Source organism: Crossiella sp. S99.2 (assembly GCF_023094165.1).
Lineage (GTDB): Bacteria > Actinomycetota > Actinomycetes > Mycobacteriales > Pseudonocardiaceae > Crossiella.
Genome location: NZ_JALMDK010000001.1, coordinates 756,848 through 774,891, shown reverse-complemented (window position 1 = coordinate 774,891; position 18,044 = coordinate 756,848). Strand labels below are relative to the sequence as shown.

General features: G+C 70.6%; 19 protein-coding genes. 15 read left to right on the top strand and 4 right to left on the bottom strand.

The genetic code is table 11. The annotated features are described in order from the left end of the window. Window positions 1–58 precede the first annotated feature (58 nt). The 6 genes from MZC64_RS03840 (at window position 59) to MZC64_RS03815 (ending at window position 4,722) form a co-directional block, all read left to right on the top strand. Window positions 59–1,060 carry an alpha/beta fold hydrolase gene (locus MZC64_RS03840; protein WP_247755657.1) on the top strand — a complete coding sequence of 334 codons (1,002 nt, stop codon included), beginning with the start codon at window positions 59–61 and terminating at the stop codon, window positions 1,058–1,060. A gap of 302 nt (window positions 1,061–1,362) precedes the next feature. Further along, the gene (locus MZC64_RS03835) at window positions 1,363–2,031 is read left to right on the top strand and encodes a M23 family metallopeptidase (protein ID WP_247755656.1); all 669 of its coding nucleotides are present in this window, start codon (window positions 1,363–1,365) and stop codon (window positions 2,029–2,031) included. Between the two features lie 478 nt (window positions 2,032–2,509). Then, on the top strand, window positions 2,510–2,812 hold the full coding sequence (locus tag MZC64_RS03830) for a hypothetical protein (protein ID WP_247755655.1): 303 nt from the start codon (window positions 2,510–2,512) through the stop codon (window positions 2,810–2,812). Next, on the top strand, window positions 2,809–3,807 hold the full coding sequence (locus MZC64_RS03825) for a hypothetical protein (protein WP_247755654.1): 999 nt from the start codon (window positions 2,809–2,811) through the stop codon (window positions 3,805–3,807). Before MZC64_RS03830 ends, MZC64_RS03825 begins: the two co-directional genes overlap by 4 nt. Window positions 3,808–3,809: 2 nt before the next feature. Then, complete coding sequence (locus tag MZC64_RS03820; protein ID WP_247755653.1) at window positions 3,810–4,151, top strand: hypothetical protein; 342 nt, start codon at window positions 3,810–3,812, stop codon at window positions 4,149–4,151. A 16-nt stretch (window positions 4,152–4,167) separates the two neighbouring features. Beyond that, entirely contained in the window at window positions 4,168–4,722 is a 555-nt protein-coding gene (locus MZC64_RS03815; protein ID WP_247755652.1) for a hypothetical protein, read from the top strand. Here MZC64_RS03815 and pcrA read toward each other — a convergent pair. Further along, window positions 4,719–7,115, bottom strand: coding sequence for a DNA helicase PcrA (gene pcrA / locus MZC64_RS03810; RefSeq protein WP_247755651.1), 2,397 nt, complete (start codon window positions 7,113–7,115; stop codon window positions 4,719–4,721). The two genes, MZC64_RS03815 and pcrA, sit on opposite strands and share 4 nt — an antisense overlap. Before the next feature lie 138 nt (window positions 7,116–7,253). Here pcrA and MZC64_RS03805 point away from each other — a divergent pair, with 138 nt between their 5' ends. Further along, window positions 7,254–7,868 carry a DedA family protein gene (locus tag MZC64_RS03805; protein WP_247755650.1) on the top strand — a complete coding sequence of 205 codons (615 nt, stop codon included), beginning with the start codon at window positions 7,254–7,256 and terminating at the stop codon, window positions 7,866–7,868. Here the strand turns inward: MZC64_RS03805 and MZC64_RS03800 are convergent. Continuing rightward, window positions 7,852–8,322: a hypothetical protein gene (locus tag MZC64_RS03800; protein WP_247755649.1), complete on the bottom strand. Its 471-nt coding sequence runs from the start codon at window positions 8,320–8,322 to the stop codon at window positions 7,852–7,854. The genes MZC64_RS03805 and MZC64_RS03800 overlap by 17 nt on opposite strands. Window positions 8,323–8,600: 278 nt before the next feature. On the opposite strand from MZC64_RS03800, the gene MZC64_RS03795 reads away from it, so the two are divergent. Next, the gene (locus MZC64_RS03795; RefSeq protein ID WP_282104639.1) at window positions 8,601–8,897 is read left to right on the top strand and encodes a chorismate mutase; all 297 of its coding nucleotides are present in this window, start codon (window positions 8,601–8,603) and stop codon (window positions 8,895–8,897) included. Here the strand turns inward: MZC64_RS03795 and MZC64_RS03790 are convergent. Further along, window positions 8,894–10,000 (bottom strand): histone deacetylase, encoded by a 1,107-nt coding sequence (locus MZC64_RS03790; protein ID WP_247755647.1) that lies wholly within the window; start codon window positions 9,998–10,000, stop codon window positions 8,894–8,896. The two genes, MZC64_RS03795 and MZC64_RS03790, sit on opposite strands and share 4 nt — an antisense overlap. 62 nt (window positions 10,001–10,062) lie before the next feature. Between MZC64_RS03790 and MZC64_RS03785 the strand changes: the two genes are divergently transcribed. The 6 genes from MZC64_RS03785 (at window position 10,063) to MZC64_RS03760 (ending at window position 16,091) form a co-directional block, all read left to right on the top strand. After that, a complete protein-coding gene (locus MZC64_RS03785; protein ID WP_247755646.1) occupies window positions 10,063–10,365 on the top strand; it encodes a hypothetical protein in 303 nt (100 codons plus the stop codon). Window positions 10,366–10,467: 102 nt separating this feature from the next. Beyond that, window positions 10,468–11,205 (top strand): PIG-L deacetylase family protein, encoded by a 738-nt coding sequence (locus MZC64_RS03780; RefSeq protein ID WP_247755645.1) that lies wholly within the window; start codon window positions 10,468–10,470, stop codon window positions 11,203–11,205. A gap of 39 nt (window positions 11,206–11,244) precedes the next feature. Continuing rightward, window positions 11,245–12,120 carry a hypothetical protein gene (locus MZC64_RS03775; protein WP_247755644.1) on the top strand — a complete coding sequence of 292 codons (876 nt, stop codon included), beginning with the start codon at window positions 11,245–11,247 and terminating at the stop codon, window positions 12,118–12,120. Between the two features lie 220 nt (window positions 12,121–12,340). Beyond that, window positions 12,341–13,150, top strand: coding sequence for a hypothetical protein (locus tag MZC64_RS03770; RefSeq protein ID WP_247755643.1), 810 nt, complete (start codon window positions 12,341–12,343; stop codon window positions 13,148–13,150). Between the two features lie 110 nt (window positions 13,151–13,260). Next, window positions 13,261–14,169: a hypothetical protein gene (locus MZC64_RS03765; protein ID WP_247755642.1), complete on the top strand. Its 909-nt coding sequence runs from the start codon at window positions 13,261–13,263 to the stop codon at window positions 14,167–14,169. A gap of 170 nt (window positions 14,170–14,339) precedes the next feature. Then, window positions 14,340–16,091 (top strand): serine/threonine-protein kinase, encoded by a 1,752-nt coding sequence (locus tag MZC64_RS03760; RefSeq protein ID WP_247755641.1) that lies wholly within the window; start codon window positions 14,340–14,342, stop codon window positions 16,089–16,091. On the opposite strand, the gene MZC64_RS03755 is transcribed toward MZC64_RS03760, so the two are convergent. Beyond that, a complete protein-coding gene (locus MZC64_RS03755) occupies window positions 16,092–16,997 on the bottom strand; it encodes a LysR family transcriptional regulator (RefSeq protein WP_247755640.1) in 906 nt (301 codons plus the stop codon). A gap of 82 nt (window positions 16,998–17,079) precedes the next feature. Between MZC64_RS03755 and MZC64_RS03750 the strand changes: the two genes are divergently transcribed. Continuing rightward, window positions 17,080–18,009: a DMT family transporter gene (locus MZC64_RS03750; RefSeq protein ID WP_247755639.1), complete on the top strand. Its 930-nt coding sequence runs from the start codon at window positions 17,080–17,082 to the stop codon at window positions 18,007–18,009. The last annotated feature ends 35 nt before the right edge of the window (window positions 18,010–18,044 follow it).

Here is an 18,044-nt window from a genome sequence, read left to right as displayed (position 1 = left end):
CATAAAACGATGCGATCGAGGGCGGCGAATATGGTCCAGATCACTTACCGTGAGTTGTATGGGCAACGATGCCACGACCGGGTTACTGGGGTTCGCCAGCGGGCTGCTCCAGCAGGCCCGGCATGGCGTGGACGGGGCGGTTGAGGTCTCGTCGGAGACGCTGCGGTTCGTCCGGTCGCTGCTGACCCCCGGCGGGTTGCGCGGGGCGACCATGGAGACGGCCTGGCTGGCCGCGCACGCGGTGCTCTACCCGTGGGGCGCGCTGACCGAGCAGCTGCGTTCCGAGGGGCCCTACGGCAGCTACCGCACCGACGGGCTGCCGCCGATGCAGCGCGGGCTGGTGTGCTCGGACCTGGAGGCGGCCGGCACGCCGATCGTGCTGGTGCACGGGATCGGCGACAACCGGTCGATCTTCACCTTCCTGGCCGCCGCGCTGCGCAGGCGCGGCTTCGGCGTGGTGCACGCGGTGAACTACAGCGTGCTGACCGCGCTGACCGGCGACATCCGGGCCGCCGCGGAGTACCTGGGCAGGCACCTGGAGCGGATCTGCGAGCAGACCGGGGCCGAGTCGGTGCACCTGGTCGGGCACTCCCTCGGCGGTGTGATCGCCCGCTATCACGTGCAGAAACAGGGCGGGGACGCCCGGGTCCGCTCGCTGGTGACGCTGGGCTCGCCGCACGCGGGCACGATGACCGCCTACCTGCTGCCCACCCGGCTGGCCCGGCAGCTGCGGCCGGGCTCCAAGCTGCTCGGCGAGCTGGCCGAGCCCGCGCCCGGCTGCCGGACCCGGTTCCTGGCGGTGTGGAGCGAACTGGACCAGATCATGATCCCGCAGCGGACGGCTTGCCTGGAGCACCCCGATCTGGACGTGGTCAACCACCGGGTCCGGGATGTGGGTCACCTCTCGCTGCCGGTGGACCCCGCGATCGTGCACACGGTGCTCACACACCTCACTCGATCGGATGGACTGAGGCAGCACCCAGTAGCGAACAGAAGTGAGCTGGGTCACATGATCGCGGATACTGAGTGTCATCTCAGCAAGTCTCAGACTTGCCAGTAACCCCCGTTCAGCAGAATCTCCGCCCAGGGGTTTGCCCCTAGGGGCGCCGCGCCGTTACTGTCCCCGGGTCCGTTGTCACGGTCCGATCACAAGAGGACACGGAGCCGGTTACCCCGACCAGCTCCACCAGGATCCCCCGCCTGGTTCGTCCAATCGGACTCCCCGAGACGGAAGGGCAGGCATTGACTCAGCACCGCTCCCCCGGCGGCGGTCATCCCTCCCACGCTGTCGACGTGGTCGAACAGCAGAAGGGCGAAGTGCGTCCCCGTGGCGCGCACCGGCTTCCGCCGCCGTCCTCTGCCATGCGTGGCAGGGTTGTCGTAGCAGCAGTAGCAGCAGGCGCTTTTGTCGCCGCAGGGTCATCCCTGGGCACCGGCAACAGCACTGCCGCGGCCAATGACGAGGTCACCCCACTGGCCTCCGGCGCGGACGCGTCGGCCAACTTCACCGCCGTCGGCGGCGACTCCCTGGAGGTCCTGCCGCTCTCGCGGTCCACGGACTCCTCGGTCGAGTACCAGAAGCTGGCCAAGAGCGAGCGCCTCAAGCAGGACCGCGCGGCCCGCGACGCCGAGGCGCGCAGGCCCATGTTCGTCCCGCCCGCACAGGGCGTGTTCACCTCCGGCTTCGGTGGCCGCTGGGGCACCACGCACTACGGCATCGACATCGCCAACCGCCTGGGCACCCCGATCGTCTCCGTCGCTGATGGTGAGGTCATCGAGGCCGGCCCGGCAAGCGGTTTTGGCCTGTGGGTCCGCGTGCAGCACAAGGACGGCACCATCACCGTCTACGGCCACATGGACCGCATCACGGTCAAGGAAGGCCAGAAGGTCAAGGCCAACCAGCAGATCGCCACCATGGGCAACCGCGGCTTCAGCACCGGCGTGCACCTGCACTTCGAGGTCTGGAGCCCCAGCGGCAAGAAGATCAACCCGCTGCCCTGGTTGAACGAGCGCGGCGTGTTCGTGAAGTAACCCGCGCCCAAGCCTGAACCGCGCCCGCCCGGGTGTCGCATTCACGTGCGGCACCCGGGCGGATGCGTGTCCCCACAGTTCCCCGGCCGGTTGTCTCCCGTCGGACCCGGCGGCCCCCGAAACACGCCGCCCAAGCCCTCAACCGCCGAAGCTCTGTCTCTTGGTAACTACCCGTTGTCCTCCCCGGTTATTCCCGCCCGTTCGGGTGCCGATGACGATCTAACACCGCCCCACCGACAAAACTTCCCGGCCCGCGCGCCCGGGTGCCTGTCGAGTTCCTGTTGGGGTGGAGTCGCAGGTCAGGGACTTGGCCAGAATTGGTCAGGGGCGGTTGTGGATGTCCGGAGGGGCAGCCCGCCGCGACCGTTAGGCCAAACGGGTCAGGACATACCGGCTGGTAGCGTGCTCGGCGGTGTCAGAGGGGAGGCTGCACCACCCCTCTCGCCATGTCTGTGTTCCGACAGTGCGGGGAGGCGCTGTGGCTGGAATCAGCCTGACCGAAGAACAAATCCGCCAGGCAGGCCAGGCCTTCGTCAACGAGGCCGCCGTGATCGGCGAACAGGAACGCACGGTGGCCGCGGGCACCGTGGACGCCACCGCGGCGGGCCGGACCTTCTTCGCCGACGCCGAGGCCTACACCACCGTGATCGACCGCCTGCGCGCCGCGGTACGCGACTCCAGCGCCCGCGCGAGCCGGATCGGCGACACCCTGATCACGAACGCGGGCGACTACGCGAGCACGGAAGGCACGAACACCGGCCACCTGCGAGCCGCCCAATGAGCTTCGTTGTCACCATCGCCAAGCTCCAGGAAGCCTTCACCCCGGGACTGACGGGCTACGCGAAAACCCTGGAGCAGGCCATCTCGACCGGGGAGGCCTACGACCGGTCCATCGCGCAGGACACCCAGGCGCTGGAACGCGGCCGGCAGGTCATCGCCAAGGCTCCCGGCGACCTCGGCAAGTCCGACGAACTGCTGGACGCGGCCCGCCCGGCGCTGCTCTTCTTCGACCGCTTCCTGCCGCTGTACAACAAGTGGACCTACTCCGCGCTGAGCCTCCAGGAGGAGGTCTACGCGAAGTTCGACCGGTTCCGCGGCATCGATTTCGCCCGGTTCCGTGCGGACAGCGAATCACTGCGCTCGGTGCGGCAGGAACTGGTCGGCGCCGACGCGGTGCTGCGCAAGGCTCACGACGGCCTGAGCACGCAGTGGCGCGGCAAAGCAGCGGATGGCGCCACCGAGCACATCGACCGGTACCTGACCGTCACCGACGAGGTGAACCGGCGCTTCACCACCATCAGCGCGCACACGGACAACCTCACCAACGGCCTGGTGCGCGACATCCAGCGACTGGCCACCGAGGTAATCGCACTGCACTCCGCGGACTGCGGCGGTTACACACCGCATCAGGTGGACGAAATGATCAACTTCGTCCGCGGTGAGACCGGCATGCCGCTGGCCAACGCCTTCAGCAAGGTCCTCTCCTGGACCGGCGACACCTCGGCCGATGTGGTCAAGGAACTCCCGAACGTCGGCTCGGCGGCGGCCGCGGGTGTCATCAAGGTGCTCAACGCCATCCGCAAGAGCTTCGAGGAACGGCTCAACGAGCGGTTCGCGAAGAACTTCACGGAGAAGCTGAAGACGTTCCAGGACACCCTGTGCAAGGGGCGCGAGGCCGCCATCCGGGAGATGTGGGACGGGTTCAGGGGCGCGACCGCCAAGTTCACCGACCACCCGTTCGAGAAGGTGCCGCTGCTGCCGCCCAGGGGGAAGTGACCATGACTCAGGACGAGCACCGCTTCGCCGAGGAGATCGACCGGATCCTGGCCGCCACCCAGGAACGCACGGACACCGCCCTCGCCGAGCTGCACCGCGCCGAGGAGGGGTTCCGGGAGGTGGCCGCCGCCGAGAACGCCCAGTTCGAGGCTGAGGCCGACGCCGCCGTCAGAGCCGTGCGGGAGGCCGAGGCGCGCCCGACGCCCGGCGGCGCTCCGGACCTCAAGCTCTACGACGACTCCTGGGAGGAGCGGCCCGCCCAGCCCAGGCCACCGGCCAGGAAACCGGTTCAGCACCCGGCGGACGAGGACGAGGACTTCTCCGAACGGAAGTGGACCTCATGAAGGGACCGGCACGCCGATGACCTGGCAACCACCCATGCCGCCCCAGCCGCCGAGCTACCCACCACCGCTGTTCCAGCCGCCACGCCGACCGGCGGCGGTGGAAGCGGCCTTCGCGCTGCTGCTCATCCGATCGCTCGTCCTCATGGGCTTGCTGAAGCTGCGCATCGACGCCAGCAACGAGGCGAACCGCTCGCCGGGCGTCTCGCTGCGCCCCGAGATCGAAATCCTGTCGGTGCTGTTTCCCCTTGGCGTGCTGGCGTTGCTGGTGATGTTCGCGGTCAAGATCCGGCGTGGGTCCGGCGCGACCGCGATCGGGATGAGCGTGCTGTTCGGCTTCCTCGCCGTGTCCGAGGTGACGGGGCTGTTCAGTGCCGCCACCCCGGTCGCGCTGGTGACCGGTCTGGTGAGCATCGCGCTCAGCGGCACCATGATCGCGCTGCTGTGGCTGCCGTCCTCGCGGGCCTACTTCGAGGGCATGCGGCCGTTCCGGGCGAAACGGCCGCCCATGCCGCCACCCGGCTGGCAGCCGCCCCCACCGCCGCCGCAGCGCTGGGGGCCGCCGCCGGGTTAGAGCTTCACCATCGGCACGCCGCCGATGAGCATCAGGCGGACCTTGCCGGAGCTGCCGAAGTCGATGGTGGCGGTGGCCTGTGGGCCGGTGCCGTTGGTCTCCACCACGGTGCCAAGGCCGTACTTGTCGTGGCTGACCCGGTCGCCGACGTCGAGTTGCATGGCGGGGGTGTTCTGCCAGTTGCGGGCGCCGGGCATGCGGGAGCCGCGCAGCGGGGAGGTGACCGTCTGGCTGCTGCTGGCGGCGCGGTCGAAGCCGCGGCGGCCCCAGGTGGTGGCGGCGGCCGGGCCGGCGCGGTCGGGTTCGACCCGGCGCCAGTCGAGCAGTTCGGCCGGGATCTCGTCCAGGAAGCGGGAGGCGGGGTTCATCATCGGCTGGCCCCAGGCCGAGCGCATCAGGGCCCTGGAGACGTAGAGGCGTTCCCTGGCCCTGGTGATGCCCACGTAGGCCAGCCTGCGCTCCTCGGCCAGCTCGGCCGGGTCGCCGAGGGCACGCTGGTGCGGGAACATGCCGTCTTCCCAGCCGGTGCAGAACACGACCGGGAACTCCAGGCCCTTGGCGGTGTGCAGGGTCATCAGGGTGACCACGCCGTCGCCCTCGTCCGGCAGCTGGTCGGAGTCGGCGACCAGGGAGACGCGTTCCAGGAAGGCGGCCAGCGAGTCCTGGGCCGGCAGGCCGTCGTCCTCGGGCAGCGGGGCGACCTCCGCGTCGTCCTCGCCGTCGGTGGGGGTGGCGACCTGGAGCTGGACGAACTCGCGGGCGACGGTGACCAGTTCGGTCAGGTTGTCCAGCCGGGAGGCGTCCTGCGGGTCCTCGCTGGCCTCCAGCTCACCGCGGTAGCCGGTCTTGTCCAGCAGGGTGTCCAGCACCTCGGCCACGTCCTGGCCGACCTCGACCAGGCCGCGCAGTTCGGTGATCAGATCCACGAAGCCGGTGATGGCACGCTGGGAACGCGGGTTGAGCAGCGAGATGCGGTCCGCGGCCGCCTCGCGCAGGGCGGCGGCGAAGGAGATCCGCTCGCGTTCGGCGTGCGCGGCCAGCACCGCCTCGGCCCGGTCACCGATGCCGCGCTTGGGCACGTTGAGGATGCGGCGCAGGCTGACCGTGTCCTCCGGGTTGTCCAGCACCCGCAGGTAGGCCAGCGCGTCCCGGACCTCGCGCCGCTCGTAGAAGCGGACGCCGCCGACCACCCGGTAGGGCAGGCCCAGCCGGATGAAGACCTCTTCGAAGACACGGCTGGAGTTGTTGGTGCGGTAGAAGACCGCGATATCGCCGTTGACCGCCTCGGCCGAGTCGACCAGCCGGTCGATCTCGTTGGCCACGAACGCGGCCTCGTCGTGCTCGTTGTCCGAGACGTAGCCGACGATCTTCTCGCCGTCGCCGGAGTCGGTCCACAGCCGCTTGTCCCGGCGGCCGGTGTTGCGCGCGATCACCGCGTTGGCCGCGGACAGGATGGTCTGGGTGGAGCGATAGTTCTGCTCCAGCAGGATGGAGCGCGCCTGCGGGTAGTCCCGCTCGAACTCCTCGATATTGCGGATGGTCGCGCCGCGGAAGGCGTAGATGGACTGGTCCGCGTCGCCGACCACGCACAGCTCGGCGGGCGGGACGCCGTCCGCCCCGGTGCCGACCAGCTCGCGGATCAGCACGTACTGCGCGTGGTTGGTGTCCTGGTACTCATCGACCAGCACGTGCCGGAACCGCCGCCGGTAGTACTCGGCGACGCCGGGGTGCTGCTGCAGCAGCTCCACCGTGCGCATGATCAGGTCGTCGAAGTCCATCGCGTTGGCCTGGGTCAGCCTGCGCTGGTACTCCCCGTAGACCTCGGCGACCCGGCGCTCCAGGTCGTTGCCCGCGCGCTCGGCCGCGTCCGCCGGGACGAGCAGCTCGTTCTTGAGGTTGGAGATCTGGATGGCCAGGTTCCGCGCCGGGTAGCGCTTGGGGTCCAGGTCCAGATCCCTGGCCACCAGGGTGATCAGCCGGCGGGAGTCGTCGCTGTCGTAGATGGAGAAGTTGGAGTTCAGCCCGGCGGACTTCGCCTCCCGGCGCATCACCCGCACGCACATAGAGTGGAAGGTGGACACCCACATCGCCCGCGCCCGCGGTCCGACCAGGGCGGTGACCCGCTCCTTCATCTCCGCGGCTGCCTTGTTGGTGAAGGTGATCGCCATGATCTCGCCGGGGTGCACCCCCCGCGCCGCCAGCAGGTAGGCGATCCGGCTGGTCAGCACCTTCGTCTTGCCCGAACCAGCGCCGGCCACCACCAGCAGCGGCGCCCCGCTGTGCTCGACGGCCTCGCGCTGCCGTGGATTGAGCCCGTGCACCAGCTCGGCCGGATCGGCGACGACCGGGCGGCGGGGGGCGGGTGGGTCCTGAAGTTCGAACAAGGCGTCCATCGGGAGACCACGGTACTCGGGGCCACTGACACCCCAGGGTTTGCGTTCAGGGACGGCCCAGGGTCGTTCCCCGATTCTTCTCACCAGGTTCAGCGACAACATCACTACTAGTCCGATCGACCTAGTAAGAGGGATGTCATGAACCTGATGCCGGACCTTGCTGGGCTGGGACCGCTCACGGTTCTGCTCATCATCACCGCGCTGTGCGTGGTCGAGGCGACCCTGCTGATCGGTTCCCTGGTGCCGGGCGAACTGGTGGTCATCGCGGGCGCGGTGGCCCTGGGGCCGGAGTACTTCCCGCTGGTGGCCATCGCCGCGGGCCTGGGCTCGCTGCTCGGCCAGACCGGCGGCTATCTGCTGGGCCGCGGCACTGGCGGCCGGATCAGGTACAGCTGGGCAGGCCGGAAGCTGGGCGAGCACCGCTGGGCCCGGACCGAGGCGCTGGTCAACCAGGCCGGACCGAGCATGATGATCGCGGTCCGGTTCGTCGCGGTCGGGCACACCCTGGCGCCGATCCTGGCCGGCGCGATGCGGGTGCCGCCGCGCCGGTTCTTCTTCCTCGCCGCGGTCAGCTCGATCGGCTGGTCGAGCGTGTGGGCACTGCTCGGGTTGTTCGCCAGCAGCCTCGGCCAGGCGATGGACAGCCAGCTGATGGCCCTGGCGCTGGGCGTCGCCGGCATGGTCGTGGCCGGGATCCTGCTCACCAGGGCCGCCAACAAGGCCCTGCCGGTCGAGGTCAGTGGTCGTAGCTAGTCACCTGGATGTTGACCACGTTGTTGGTGTGGTTCTGCTCGGAGCGGCGGTGGCCGTCCGCCGTCACCGGGATGAAGGTGTGCGAGGTGCTGCCGTCCGTCACCCCGCTCACCCTGATCTTGGGCAGGCTCTGCCCGTGCTCCAGGTTGACCTGGTTCATGCAGAAGAACGACCAGGACTCCGCGGGCTCGGGCACGCAGTCCCAGCCCTCGCCGGTGGCGGTCAGCTTCAGGCCCTTGATCCTGGGCGCGTGCACCGCGCCCACGCTGCCCGCGACCGTGCCCAGGTTGGTCACGGTCAGCTCGAAGTTGAACGCCTCCCCGTTGTAGGCCTGGATCTCGGTGACGTTGCTGGCCATCGCGATGTCGTACTGCAGCGCGGGCGCGGCGCTGGCGACCGGCGCCGTGACGGCGAGCATGGACAGTCCGACCGCGGTGAGGGCGAGCTTGCGCATGTGGGTTCCTCCCAGTGAGTGGATCTAGCTACCCAGCACATTCACGCACAAACAGGCCGTCAGGTTGCCCGGTATGCGGGACACGGGTCGACGCGGGCCGATGATCGTGCCAGAATCGGCACGTGGCTCACCGCGCGTTCTATTTTTTCTACGGGTACCGGACTCCGGCACCCGTGGTCAGCTGACGCCAGCCGAACCACGACCGATGCCCCGGAGTCCTTGGACCCGGGGCTTTGTGCTGCGGGGACCGGGATAGCCGGGTCAGCCGACCCGAGCAGATGAGGATCACCATGAACGCCGCGCTCGACAGCGACTCACAGCCCACCAGCACCGACGGCGACATCAGTTCGCTGCGCGAGGAGATCGACCACCTCGACGCGGAGATCCTGCGGTTGATACAGCGTCGTACCCAGGTCTCGCAGACCATCGGCGCCGCGCGGATGGCCGCGGGCGGGCCCAAGATCGTGTACAGCCGGGAGATGGCGGTGCTGGCGCGCTTCCGCGAACTCGGCCCCGAGGGCAAGGAGCTGGCCATGATCCTGCTCCGGCTCGGCCGCGGCCGCCTCGGGCGCTAGAGCTTCCAGAACGGGCGCAGCGCCGACCGCACCAGGTCCAGATCGGCTGTGGTGCGGTCGGGGTTTCGCGCCGAATCGTCCGGCAGGTAGGCCAGTGGGTCGGCCAGCAGTGGTTCGGTGTGGCCGAGCAGGCCCTCGATGAGGGCGTGCAGGCACAGGGCCGCGTAGCCCCGCAGGTAGCCGCCTTCCTGGGTGAGGACCGGGCCGTGGCCGGTCAGTTCGCCGGCCAGCGCCGCCACGCGGCCGCCGATCCAGCGGTAGCCGGCGGCGGTCAGGTTGTGCCTGCCGTTCGGGTCGAAGGTGGAGCCGTCGAAGCCGGAGGCGCCCAGCAGCAGGGTGGGGCGGAACTGGCGGAGCACGGGTTCGGCGATCTCGGTGAAGGCCCGGCGGTAGGCCTCATCGCCCGCGCCGAGGGACAGTTCGATGTTGACGTTGTGGCCGGCGCCGACCTCCTCGGGCGCGCCGGTCTGCGGGTGCGCCTCGCCCCAGCGGCCGTGCCGCATGTGCACCGAGATGGTGAGCACCCTGGGGTCGTTGAAGAAGGTCTCCTGGGTGCCGTTGCCGTGGTGCACGTCCCAGTCCAGGATCGCCACCCGCTCGACGCCGCAGGCCAGTGCGTGCGCGGCGGCCACGGCCACGTTGTTCACCAGGCAATAGCCGTCGGCCTGGGTGGGCTGGGCGTGGTGGCCGGGTGGGCGGACCAGGGCATAGGCGGTGGTCGACCGGCCGGAGCGCACAGCCTCGGTGGCGGCGATGGCGGTCCCGGCGGCGGCGCGGACCGCGTCCCAGGAGCCGGGGCCGACGACGGTGTTCTCCTCGATCGCGACCAGCTCGCCGGTCGAGCAGGCCGCCTGGAGGTCGGCCAGGTAGGCGGGGGTGTGCACGGCGGTCAGTTCGGCGGGAGTGGCGTGCCTGCCCTGGTGCCAGCGCAGGGCGTCGGCGACCGGGCCGTGCTGGAGGGCGTGCCGGAAGGTGCGTAGCCGGGCCGCGTTCTCCGGGTGCGGTTCGGGCTCGTCCAGCCAGTCCCAGCGGCCGGGCAGTTCCCACAGGCCTGCGCCGGTGTCGTGCGCCAGGCAGTCCGGGTGCCAGTAGACGTCGATCACCGGGGGAGCATTTCAGGGATGTCACCGATGCCGCCGCCGTTTTACCGGCGCACACTGGGCTTATGCATCTCATCGCTGTTCTCGTCGCGCTTGTCGCCTTGCTCGCCGCGCTGGCGAACGGCGGCTACCTGGCCATGTTGAAGTCCGCCGCCGCCAAACGGGCCGGTGGCGAACCGGTCGTGCACTACGTGCAGGAGCGGATGCCCAAGGTCGGGATCACCGTCGTGCTCGCCGTGCTGGCGCTGGTGATGACCTCCGGTGGGTTCATCCTGGACGTGCTGGCCGTCGTGGTCGCCGCCGGAGCCGGGGCCACCGCCGCCAAGGAGCTGCGCTCCACTCACGAGCGGTATGGCAAGGCAAGCTGATCTTGCTCCCGGGCGGGTGGAATACACCCGTCCGGGTATCACTCCGGGTAGTTAGAGGGACCCGGAGCGCAACCAGATGGCGGGACACCTACCCTGGGTGAGATGGCTCACGGACCCGCTCTCGACGACCACGACATCACCCGCGCCCTGGTCGTCGCAGCTCACCCAGACGACGTCGACTTCGGCGCCGCCGGGACGGTGGCCGCCTGGATCAAGGCGGGCGTCGACGTCGCCTACTGCCTGTGCACCTCCGGCGAGGCGACCGGCGACCTGGCCACCCCGCGCGCGGACATCGCCGAAGCGCGCGAACAGGAACAGCGCGCGGCCGCCGAGATCGTCGGCGTGACCACCCTGTACTTCCTGCGGCACCCGGACGGCCGGGTGGTGCCGGGGCTCGCCCTGCGCCGCGACATCACCAGGGTGATCCGCACCTTCCGGCCGGACCGGGTGCTCACCTGGTCACCGGAGATCAACTGGGACCACATCGTCACCTCGCACCCGGACCACCGCGCCGCGGGTGAGGCCACGCTGGCCGCGGTCTACCCGGACGCCCGCAACCCGCACGCCTACCCCGAGCTGCTCACCCAGGAAGGGCTCCAGCCCTGGACGGTGCGCGAGCTGTGGCTGGCCGACGGGCCCCGGCAACGACGCAACCACGCCGTCGACATCACCGACCTGATGCCACTCAAGCTGGCGGCCCTGCGCGCGCATCAGTCACAGACCGAAGGAATGGCGGGGCTCGAAGAGCAGCTCCGCGGCGAGTTCGCCAACCAGGCGAACTACGCCGGCCTGCCCGCGGGCAGGCTCGCCGAGACGTTCCAGGTGGTCAACACGGCATAGGCGGGAAACCGCCCTGCTGGGGCGAAAGAGGTCAGCGAGATGAACAGCGGACAGGGGCCCCCTGAGCGGTACCGGCCACGCCATGGCCGGCACCGCCCGGAAGCCAACGCGCTGTCCTGGACGCCGGAGGTGTCGCGGCCGGAGCCGCCACCCCTGGTGGACCCGGTGGCCGACACCGCGCCGCCCGGTCTGCGCAAGTTCGACCTCGGCATGGTCCCGGCCTCGGTCACCCCGCCCCGCACCTGGAAGCGAGCGGCCTGGTTCGCCGGGCTGTCCTCGGCCACCGTGCTGCTGGTGCTGGTCGCCGCGGCCACCGCGCTGGTCAGTCCGGGCGGGGACGACCAGCTCGAAGCGCTGCCCGGTTATCCCAGTGACATGGTGCTGCCCGAGGGCAGCAAGTCCGGCACGCCGAAGCCGGCCATCAGCAGCGGCGCCCGCGCGGGCAGCCGCACGCCCAGCGCCGGGCCCAAATCGCCGCGCACCTCCGGCACGCCGTCCGGACCGGCCCGGCTCACCGGGGGCGAGAGCAAGCCCGGCAGCAGCGCCTCGCAGCCGCCGATGACCACGGTGACCAACGACCGGGCCGTGCCGCTGGTCCCGGTGGACAAGCTGGCCGGGCAGACCATGGCCTTCTTCGCCGCGCTGCCCGAGGACCCGCAGCGCGCGTTCGAGGCGCTGACCGGCCCGGCGATCAAGGACAGCGGCTTCCCCGCCTTCCAGCAGCGCTTCGACAACCTCCAGCGGGTCGAGGTCAAGACCATCCAGGTCGATCCGGGCCGCGGGGTGACCACCTCGGTGGTCGAGGTGGTGGCCAAGGACGGGTCGCTGAGCACCCAGCAACGCGAGCTTGTGTTCACCGTGGCCGAGGTGCCATTGGTCAACGGCGAACGGCTGGTGTCCGCCGCCGAACGGTGAGCCCGGACCTCTGCCGGACTCAACGCACGCAGTGACCATTCATCCGTTCGACTGGCTTTTTTCGACCGCTTGTCGACTCGAACGGGTGAACTGTGGCCAGTCGCTGGCTCCCGCTGCCGATGTGACGGTACGAGTCCTGACGACCACAGAACGTACGGAGGCCACCACCGTGGAGCGTTCGACGACTGGTCGTCGGCACCACCGTGCCGGATCAGTCACCGTGGCGGATCTGATCAGGCAGCAGCCCTGCCCGGTCCGGATCCCGCCACGCGAGGTAGTCGAGACCGAGGAATTCGTCGACGAGCTGCTCGGCGAGGAGACGACCGTGACGGTCGCCCCGCCGCAGCCGGTCGAGCGCACCAAGCGCTCGACCCGGCTGATCGGCATGCTCATCGGCGCCATCGTGCTCACCGGCGCGGTGACCGCTGCCTCGGCGATCACCTCGAACAACTGGACCAGCCCGCAGGCGAGCCCGGCCCCGGTGCAGCGGGCGACCGAGCTGACCGGTGCCATGGTGCTGCGCCCGGATCTGCTCACCGCCGAACTCGTCAGCTCGCGCACCTCGCAGCGGGCCCCGGCCGAGCGGAGCCCGGCCCCGCTGCCCGGGGTGCTGGTGGCCGAGGCGACCAGCTCGCCGCTGGCCGTGCGGCCCGGCAAGCCGGTGGTGACCACCACGCCGGTGGCCCAGCGCACCGCGACCACCCAGCCGCCCGCACAGGGGTTGAACACCCCGGCGGGCGTGGTCAAAGAGTTCTACCAGCGGCTCGGCCAGAAGCAGCCGGAGACCGCGGCCGGACTGCTGACCCCGAACCTGCTCGGCGACCTGGCCGCCTTCATCCGGTCCTGGACCGAGCTGCGCCAGCTGGAGCTGAAGGAGACCGAGACCCGGCCGGACGGCTCGGTGCTCGCGGTGGTCCGGTTCCAGCAGGCCGACGGGAGCTGGCTGCACGTCGAGCAACTGCTCCGGCTGGCTAACTCGGTACCCATGCGGATCACCGGTGCGGAGCTGCTTTCAGCCCAGCGCGGCTAGGCCATTAGGCCGAAGATTGCGCATAAATTCACCCGAATTGGTGGCACACAACACCTCAAGTCCGGTATCTCAACCCCGTTGAGAAGCTCCCCGGCCGGAAGGTGATTGCGGTGCGCAAGGGCAGTTCACGGGATACCGAGTCCCAGATCCTGGTGACCGACCTGCTCCGCAGGGAGGGCCAGACGCCCAAGGCGGAACGCCGCCCGAAGACGGGGCTGCGGGTGCTCGGCGCGGCCGCGGGTGTCGCGGTGCTGTGCGGCACGGTGGCCCTGGGCATCACCTACGCGAACTACGAGGACGGCCCCAAGACGCCGGCCGCGGCGCAGCAGAACCTCTCCGGCATCGTCGGTGGCAAGGCGCTCTCGCCGAACGCGATCAACGCGCAGACCGGCCAGGAGGGCGGCGGCGAGCAGCCCGGCGGCGGCACCGGTGGCGACCAGCCCGGCGGCCAGGGCGGCAACGGCGGTCAGGGTGGCCAGGGCGGCAAGCAGGGCGGCGCCGGGACCGGCGGCGGTCAGCAGGGCGGCAACGGCGGCACCGGCAACGGTGGCGGCCAGCAGGGCGGCAACGGCGGCGGCACCAGCACCGACCCCGCGCCCACCGGCGGCCAGACCAGCCAGACCGGCGTCCCGGCCACCAGCGCGGGCAAGCCCACCTCCAGCGCGCCCAAGCCCACCTCGGCCGCGCCCACCAGCAGCAAGAGCGGCGGGATCCTGGACCCGATCCTGGATCCGATCCTCGGTCTGCTGGGCAAGGCGCCCGACCAGCCCGAGCAGGCATTCGCGATGCTCGCCCCGGAGATGCGCACCGGCGGCGTCGAGGAGTTCAAGTCCGACTGGGCCGGGGTCGAATCGGCCACCATCGCCGAGTCCCGCGCCGACGGCGCAGACGCGGCCGTGGTGACCGTGGACTACCGCTGGAAGGACGGCCGCACCCTGCGGGTCGAGCAGCGGATGACCGTGGACAAGGTCCAGCGGAAAATCACCAACGCCAAGGTTCTGTCCAGCAAAGGGCGTTGACCAGCACTGATGGCATTACCTCCAGGAGCGGCTGCACCCGTGTTGACCAGCCGCAAGTCAACCCGTCCGGGTGATACCCCTAACCTAGGAGGCGTGACCGACACCGGGACCCGGGCTGACGAGCGCCGCTGGCACGCCCCGATCCTGCCGGTGCGCAGGACGGAGGAGCTGTGAGCGACGAAGGCCGCCTGGTCTCCGGGCGCTACCGACTCACCAGGCGGATCGGCGCCGGTGCGATGGGTGTCGTCTGGCAGGCCAAGGACGAACGTCTCCAGCGGGTCGTGGCGGTCAAGCAGCTGCTGCTCCAGCCCAACCTGGAGCACTCCGAGGCGGAAGAGGCCAAGCAGCGGGCGATGCGCGAGGGCCGGATCGCGGCCCGGTTGCAGCACCCCAACGCGATCGGCGTCTTCGACGTGGCCGAGGACGACGGCGCGCCGTGGCTGGTGATGGAGTACCTGCCCTCGCGCAGCCTGGCCGCGGTGGTCAGCGACGAGGGTCCCTTGCCGCCGCGCGAGGTCGCCCGGATCGGCGCGCAGGTCGCGCTGGCGCTGTGGGCGGCGCACCAGGCCGGGATCGTGCACCGGGACGTCAAGCCCGGCAACATCCTGATCGGCGACGACGGCACGGTGAAGATCACCGACTTCGGCATCTCGCGGGCTCAGGGCGATGTCACGGTGACCCGCACCGGCATGCTCGCCGGCACCCCGGCCTACCTGGCCCCCGAGGTGGCCAAGGGCTACGAGCCGGGCGCGCCCTCGGACGTGTTCTCGCTGGGCTCCACGCTGTACGCGGTGGTCGAGGGCGAGCCGCCGTTCGGGCTGAACGAGAACACCCTGGCGCTGCTGCACTCGGTGGCCGCCGGCGTGGTCCGGCCGCCGCAGATGGCCGGTCCGCTGACGCCGGTGCTGATGCACCTGCTCCGGCCGCAGCCGAACGACCGCCCCAACATGACGCAGGCGAGCGAAGCCCTCTCCGCGGTGGCCGCGGGGCGGCAGAGCGCGCTCAGCACGCCTCCGGGCGGCTGGGCCACCGTGGTGACGCCGACCACCCAGCTGCCCAACGGGCCGTCCGCGCCGACCCAGTCGATGCCGCCCGCCCTGCAGTCGCATCCGCAGGCGTTGCAGTCGCCCCGGCTGCACCAGGGTTCCGGCCCGCACATCCAGAACCAGCAGCCGATGACCCGGCTGGACGCGCGGCCGCTCTCCGACGCGCCGATGACCAGGGTGGGTCCACCCACCCCGCCGCCGCGCCCGCACCCGGCCACCAGCACCGGCGGCCGCCCGATCGGCCCGATCGGCCCGGTGGGTCCGGGCGGACCGGCCAAGAGCGCGCCGCCGCCGGAGCGCTCGCGGCGCAAGACGATCCTGCTGGCCGCCGCGGCGGTGGTGGTCGCGGCGCTGGTCGGCGTGCTGATCGCGAACTACGCGCTCAACAACAACACCGGCAACGCGGGCACCCAGACCTCGAACGTGGTGGTCCCGCAGACCACCGCCTCGGCCACGAAGAAGACCACGCCGAAGAAGACCACCGCCGAGTCCACCTCCAGCAGCACCACCACCAGCGCCACGACCACCTCGGCCGCGCCGACGCTGGCGCCGGAGGACATGGTCTCGGAGGTCAAGAAGTACTACGCGCTGCTGCCGGACCGGGCGGAGGCCGCCTGGCAGCGGCTGGGCCCGGCCATGCAGCAGAAGACCCCGTTCGCCTCGTACAAGAAGTTCTGGGACGACATCAAGGATGTCGAGGTCGGTGACGTCACCGCGCAGGGCAAGGACAAGGTGAAGGTGCAGCTGACCTACACCAAGAAGAACGGCGAGCAGAACGAGTCCTCCGAGACCCGGGTGCTCACCATGATCCCCAACGCCGACACCGGCGCGGCCCAGATCAACGGCGACCAGCGCACCGGCGGCGGTAGCAACTAGCTACCGGGCGGCCGTGCGCGCGGCCGTCTGGAGCGCGCCGAGCAGCGCGCGCAGCACCGGGCGGCCCGCGTCGGCGGTGCGCACCGCGGCGTAGATCCGGCGCACCGGTTCCGGGTTGCGGACCTTGCGCACCAGCACGCCGGGGTGCACCGCGCCCAGGCCCAGTTTGGGCACCAGGGTCAGGCCGAGTCCGGCCGCGGCGAAGCCCTGCGCGGTGGGGAAGTCGTCGGACTCGACCACGAAGCAGGGGCTGAATCCGGCGCTGGCACAGGCTTCCAGCACCGCCTTCCGGCAGGGTCCGCTGGTGGCCATGCTGTCCACCAGGGGTTCGCTGCCCAGGTCAGCCAGGTCGATGACCCGTTTCGCGGCCAGCCGGTGGCCCTTGGGCAGGACCAGCCGGTAGGGGTCGTCGAAAAGATGGGTGAGCTGGATGCCGGGCACCGCGGGCTCGTCGTCGAAGACCACCACCACGGCCAGGTCGGACCGGCCGGCGATCACCTCGGCCAGGGGGCTGTCCGGGTCCTTGAGGGTCAGGTCGAGCCGGACCGTGGGGTGTTCCCGGCGAAAGGCGGCGACCGCGGGCGGGACCAGGGCGGCGCCCGCGGTGGCGAAGAAGCTCACGCCGAGCCGTCCGGTGCGGCCTTCGCGCAGGTCGGCCAGACTGCGTTCGGCCTCGGCGAGCTGGGCGGTGATCACCCCGGCGTGGTCGGCGAGCAGCCTGCCCGCCGCGGTGGGGCGCACGCCGCGGCCGGACTTCTCCAGCAGCGGCAGGCCGGCCTCGCGTTCCAGCGCGGTGATCTGCTGGCTGATCGCCGAGGGCGTGTAGCCCAGGTTGGTGGCCGCGGCGGTGACCGAACCGCTGGTCACCACGGCTCGGAGGACTCGCATCCGGCGCACGTCGAGCATGGTTCGACTGTACAGATTCGCTAAAGGGTCGTGTAGAAGTATTCACTTGTGCTGACAGGTTGCGGAGCGCACCGTTGTTGACGTGACATCCAAGGGCAATCTGGTGCGGTTGGGCCTGCTGGCGCTGTTCTGGGGCTCCAGCTTCCTGTGGATCAAGTTCGCGCTGACCGGGTTCTCCCCGGTGCAGATCGTGCTGATCCGGGTGGGGCTGGGGGCGCTGGTGCTGCTCGCGGTGGTGCGGGTGCAGCGGCTCCGGCTGCCGCGTGGCGGCCGGCTGTGGGGGCACCTGGTGGTGGCCGCCTTCTTCAGCAACGTGCTGCCGTTCACCCTGTTCGGCATCGGCGAGCTGACCGTGGACTCGGGCATGGCCGGCGTGCTCAACGCCACCGTGCCGCTGTGGACGGTGCTGCTCGGCCTGGTGGTCGGCCAGGAACGGCGGATCAGCATGGTCCGGGCGATCGGCCTGGCGATCGGGTTCGCCGGCACGCTGGTGATCTTCGCCCCGTGGCAGGGCGCGACCTCGGAACTCGGCGGCGCGCTGGCGATCACCGCGGCCGCGGTGAGCTACGGCATCGGCGCGCTGTACATGGCCAGGTTCCTGGCCGGCGAGGGGCTGCCGCCGGTGGTGGTCTCGGCCGCGCAGATGATCTCGGCCACCGCACTGATCGCGCTGGCGGTGCCCGTCGCCGGGCTGCAGCCGGTGCACCTGAGCTTCGCCTCGGTGGGCGCGGTGACCGTGCTCGGCGTGCTGGGCACCGGGATCGCCTTCATCTTCTTCTACCGGCTGATCGCCGATGAGGGCCCGACCAGCGCGACCACCGTGGCCTACCTGATGCCGCTGGTGTCGGTGCTGCTGGGCGCGCTGGTGCTGCAAGAAGAAATCGGACTCCGGGTGGTGCTGGGCATGGTCGTGGTGCTCGCCGGGGTCATGCTGGCCCGGCGCCAGCCGAAGGTGGCCGTCGCCGCACCGGAACCACTGCCGGTGCCCACGGCGGCCACCGCCGGGAAATGAGCGGTGCGGCCCGGCGCTCGCCGCCGGGCCGCGTC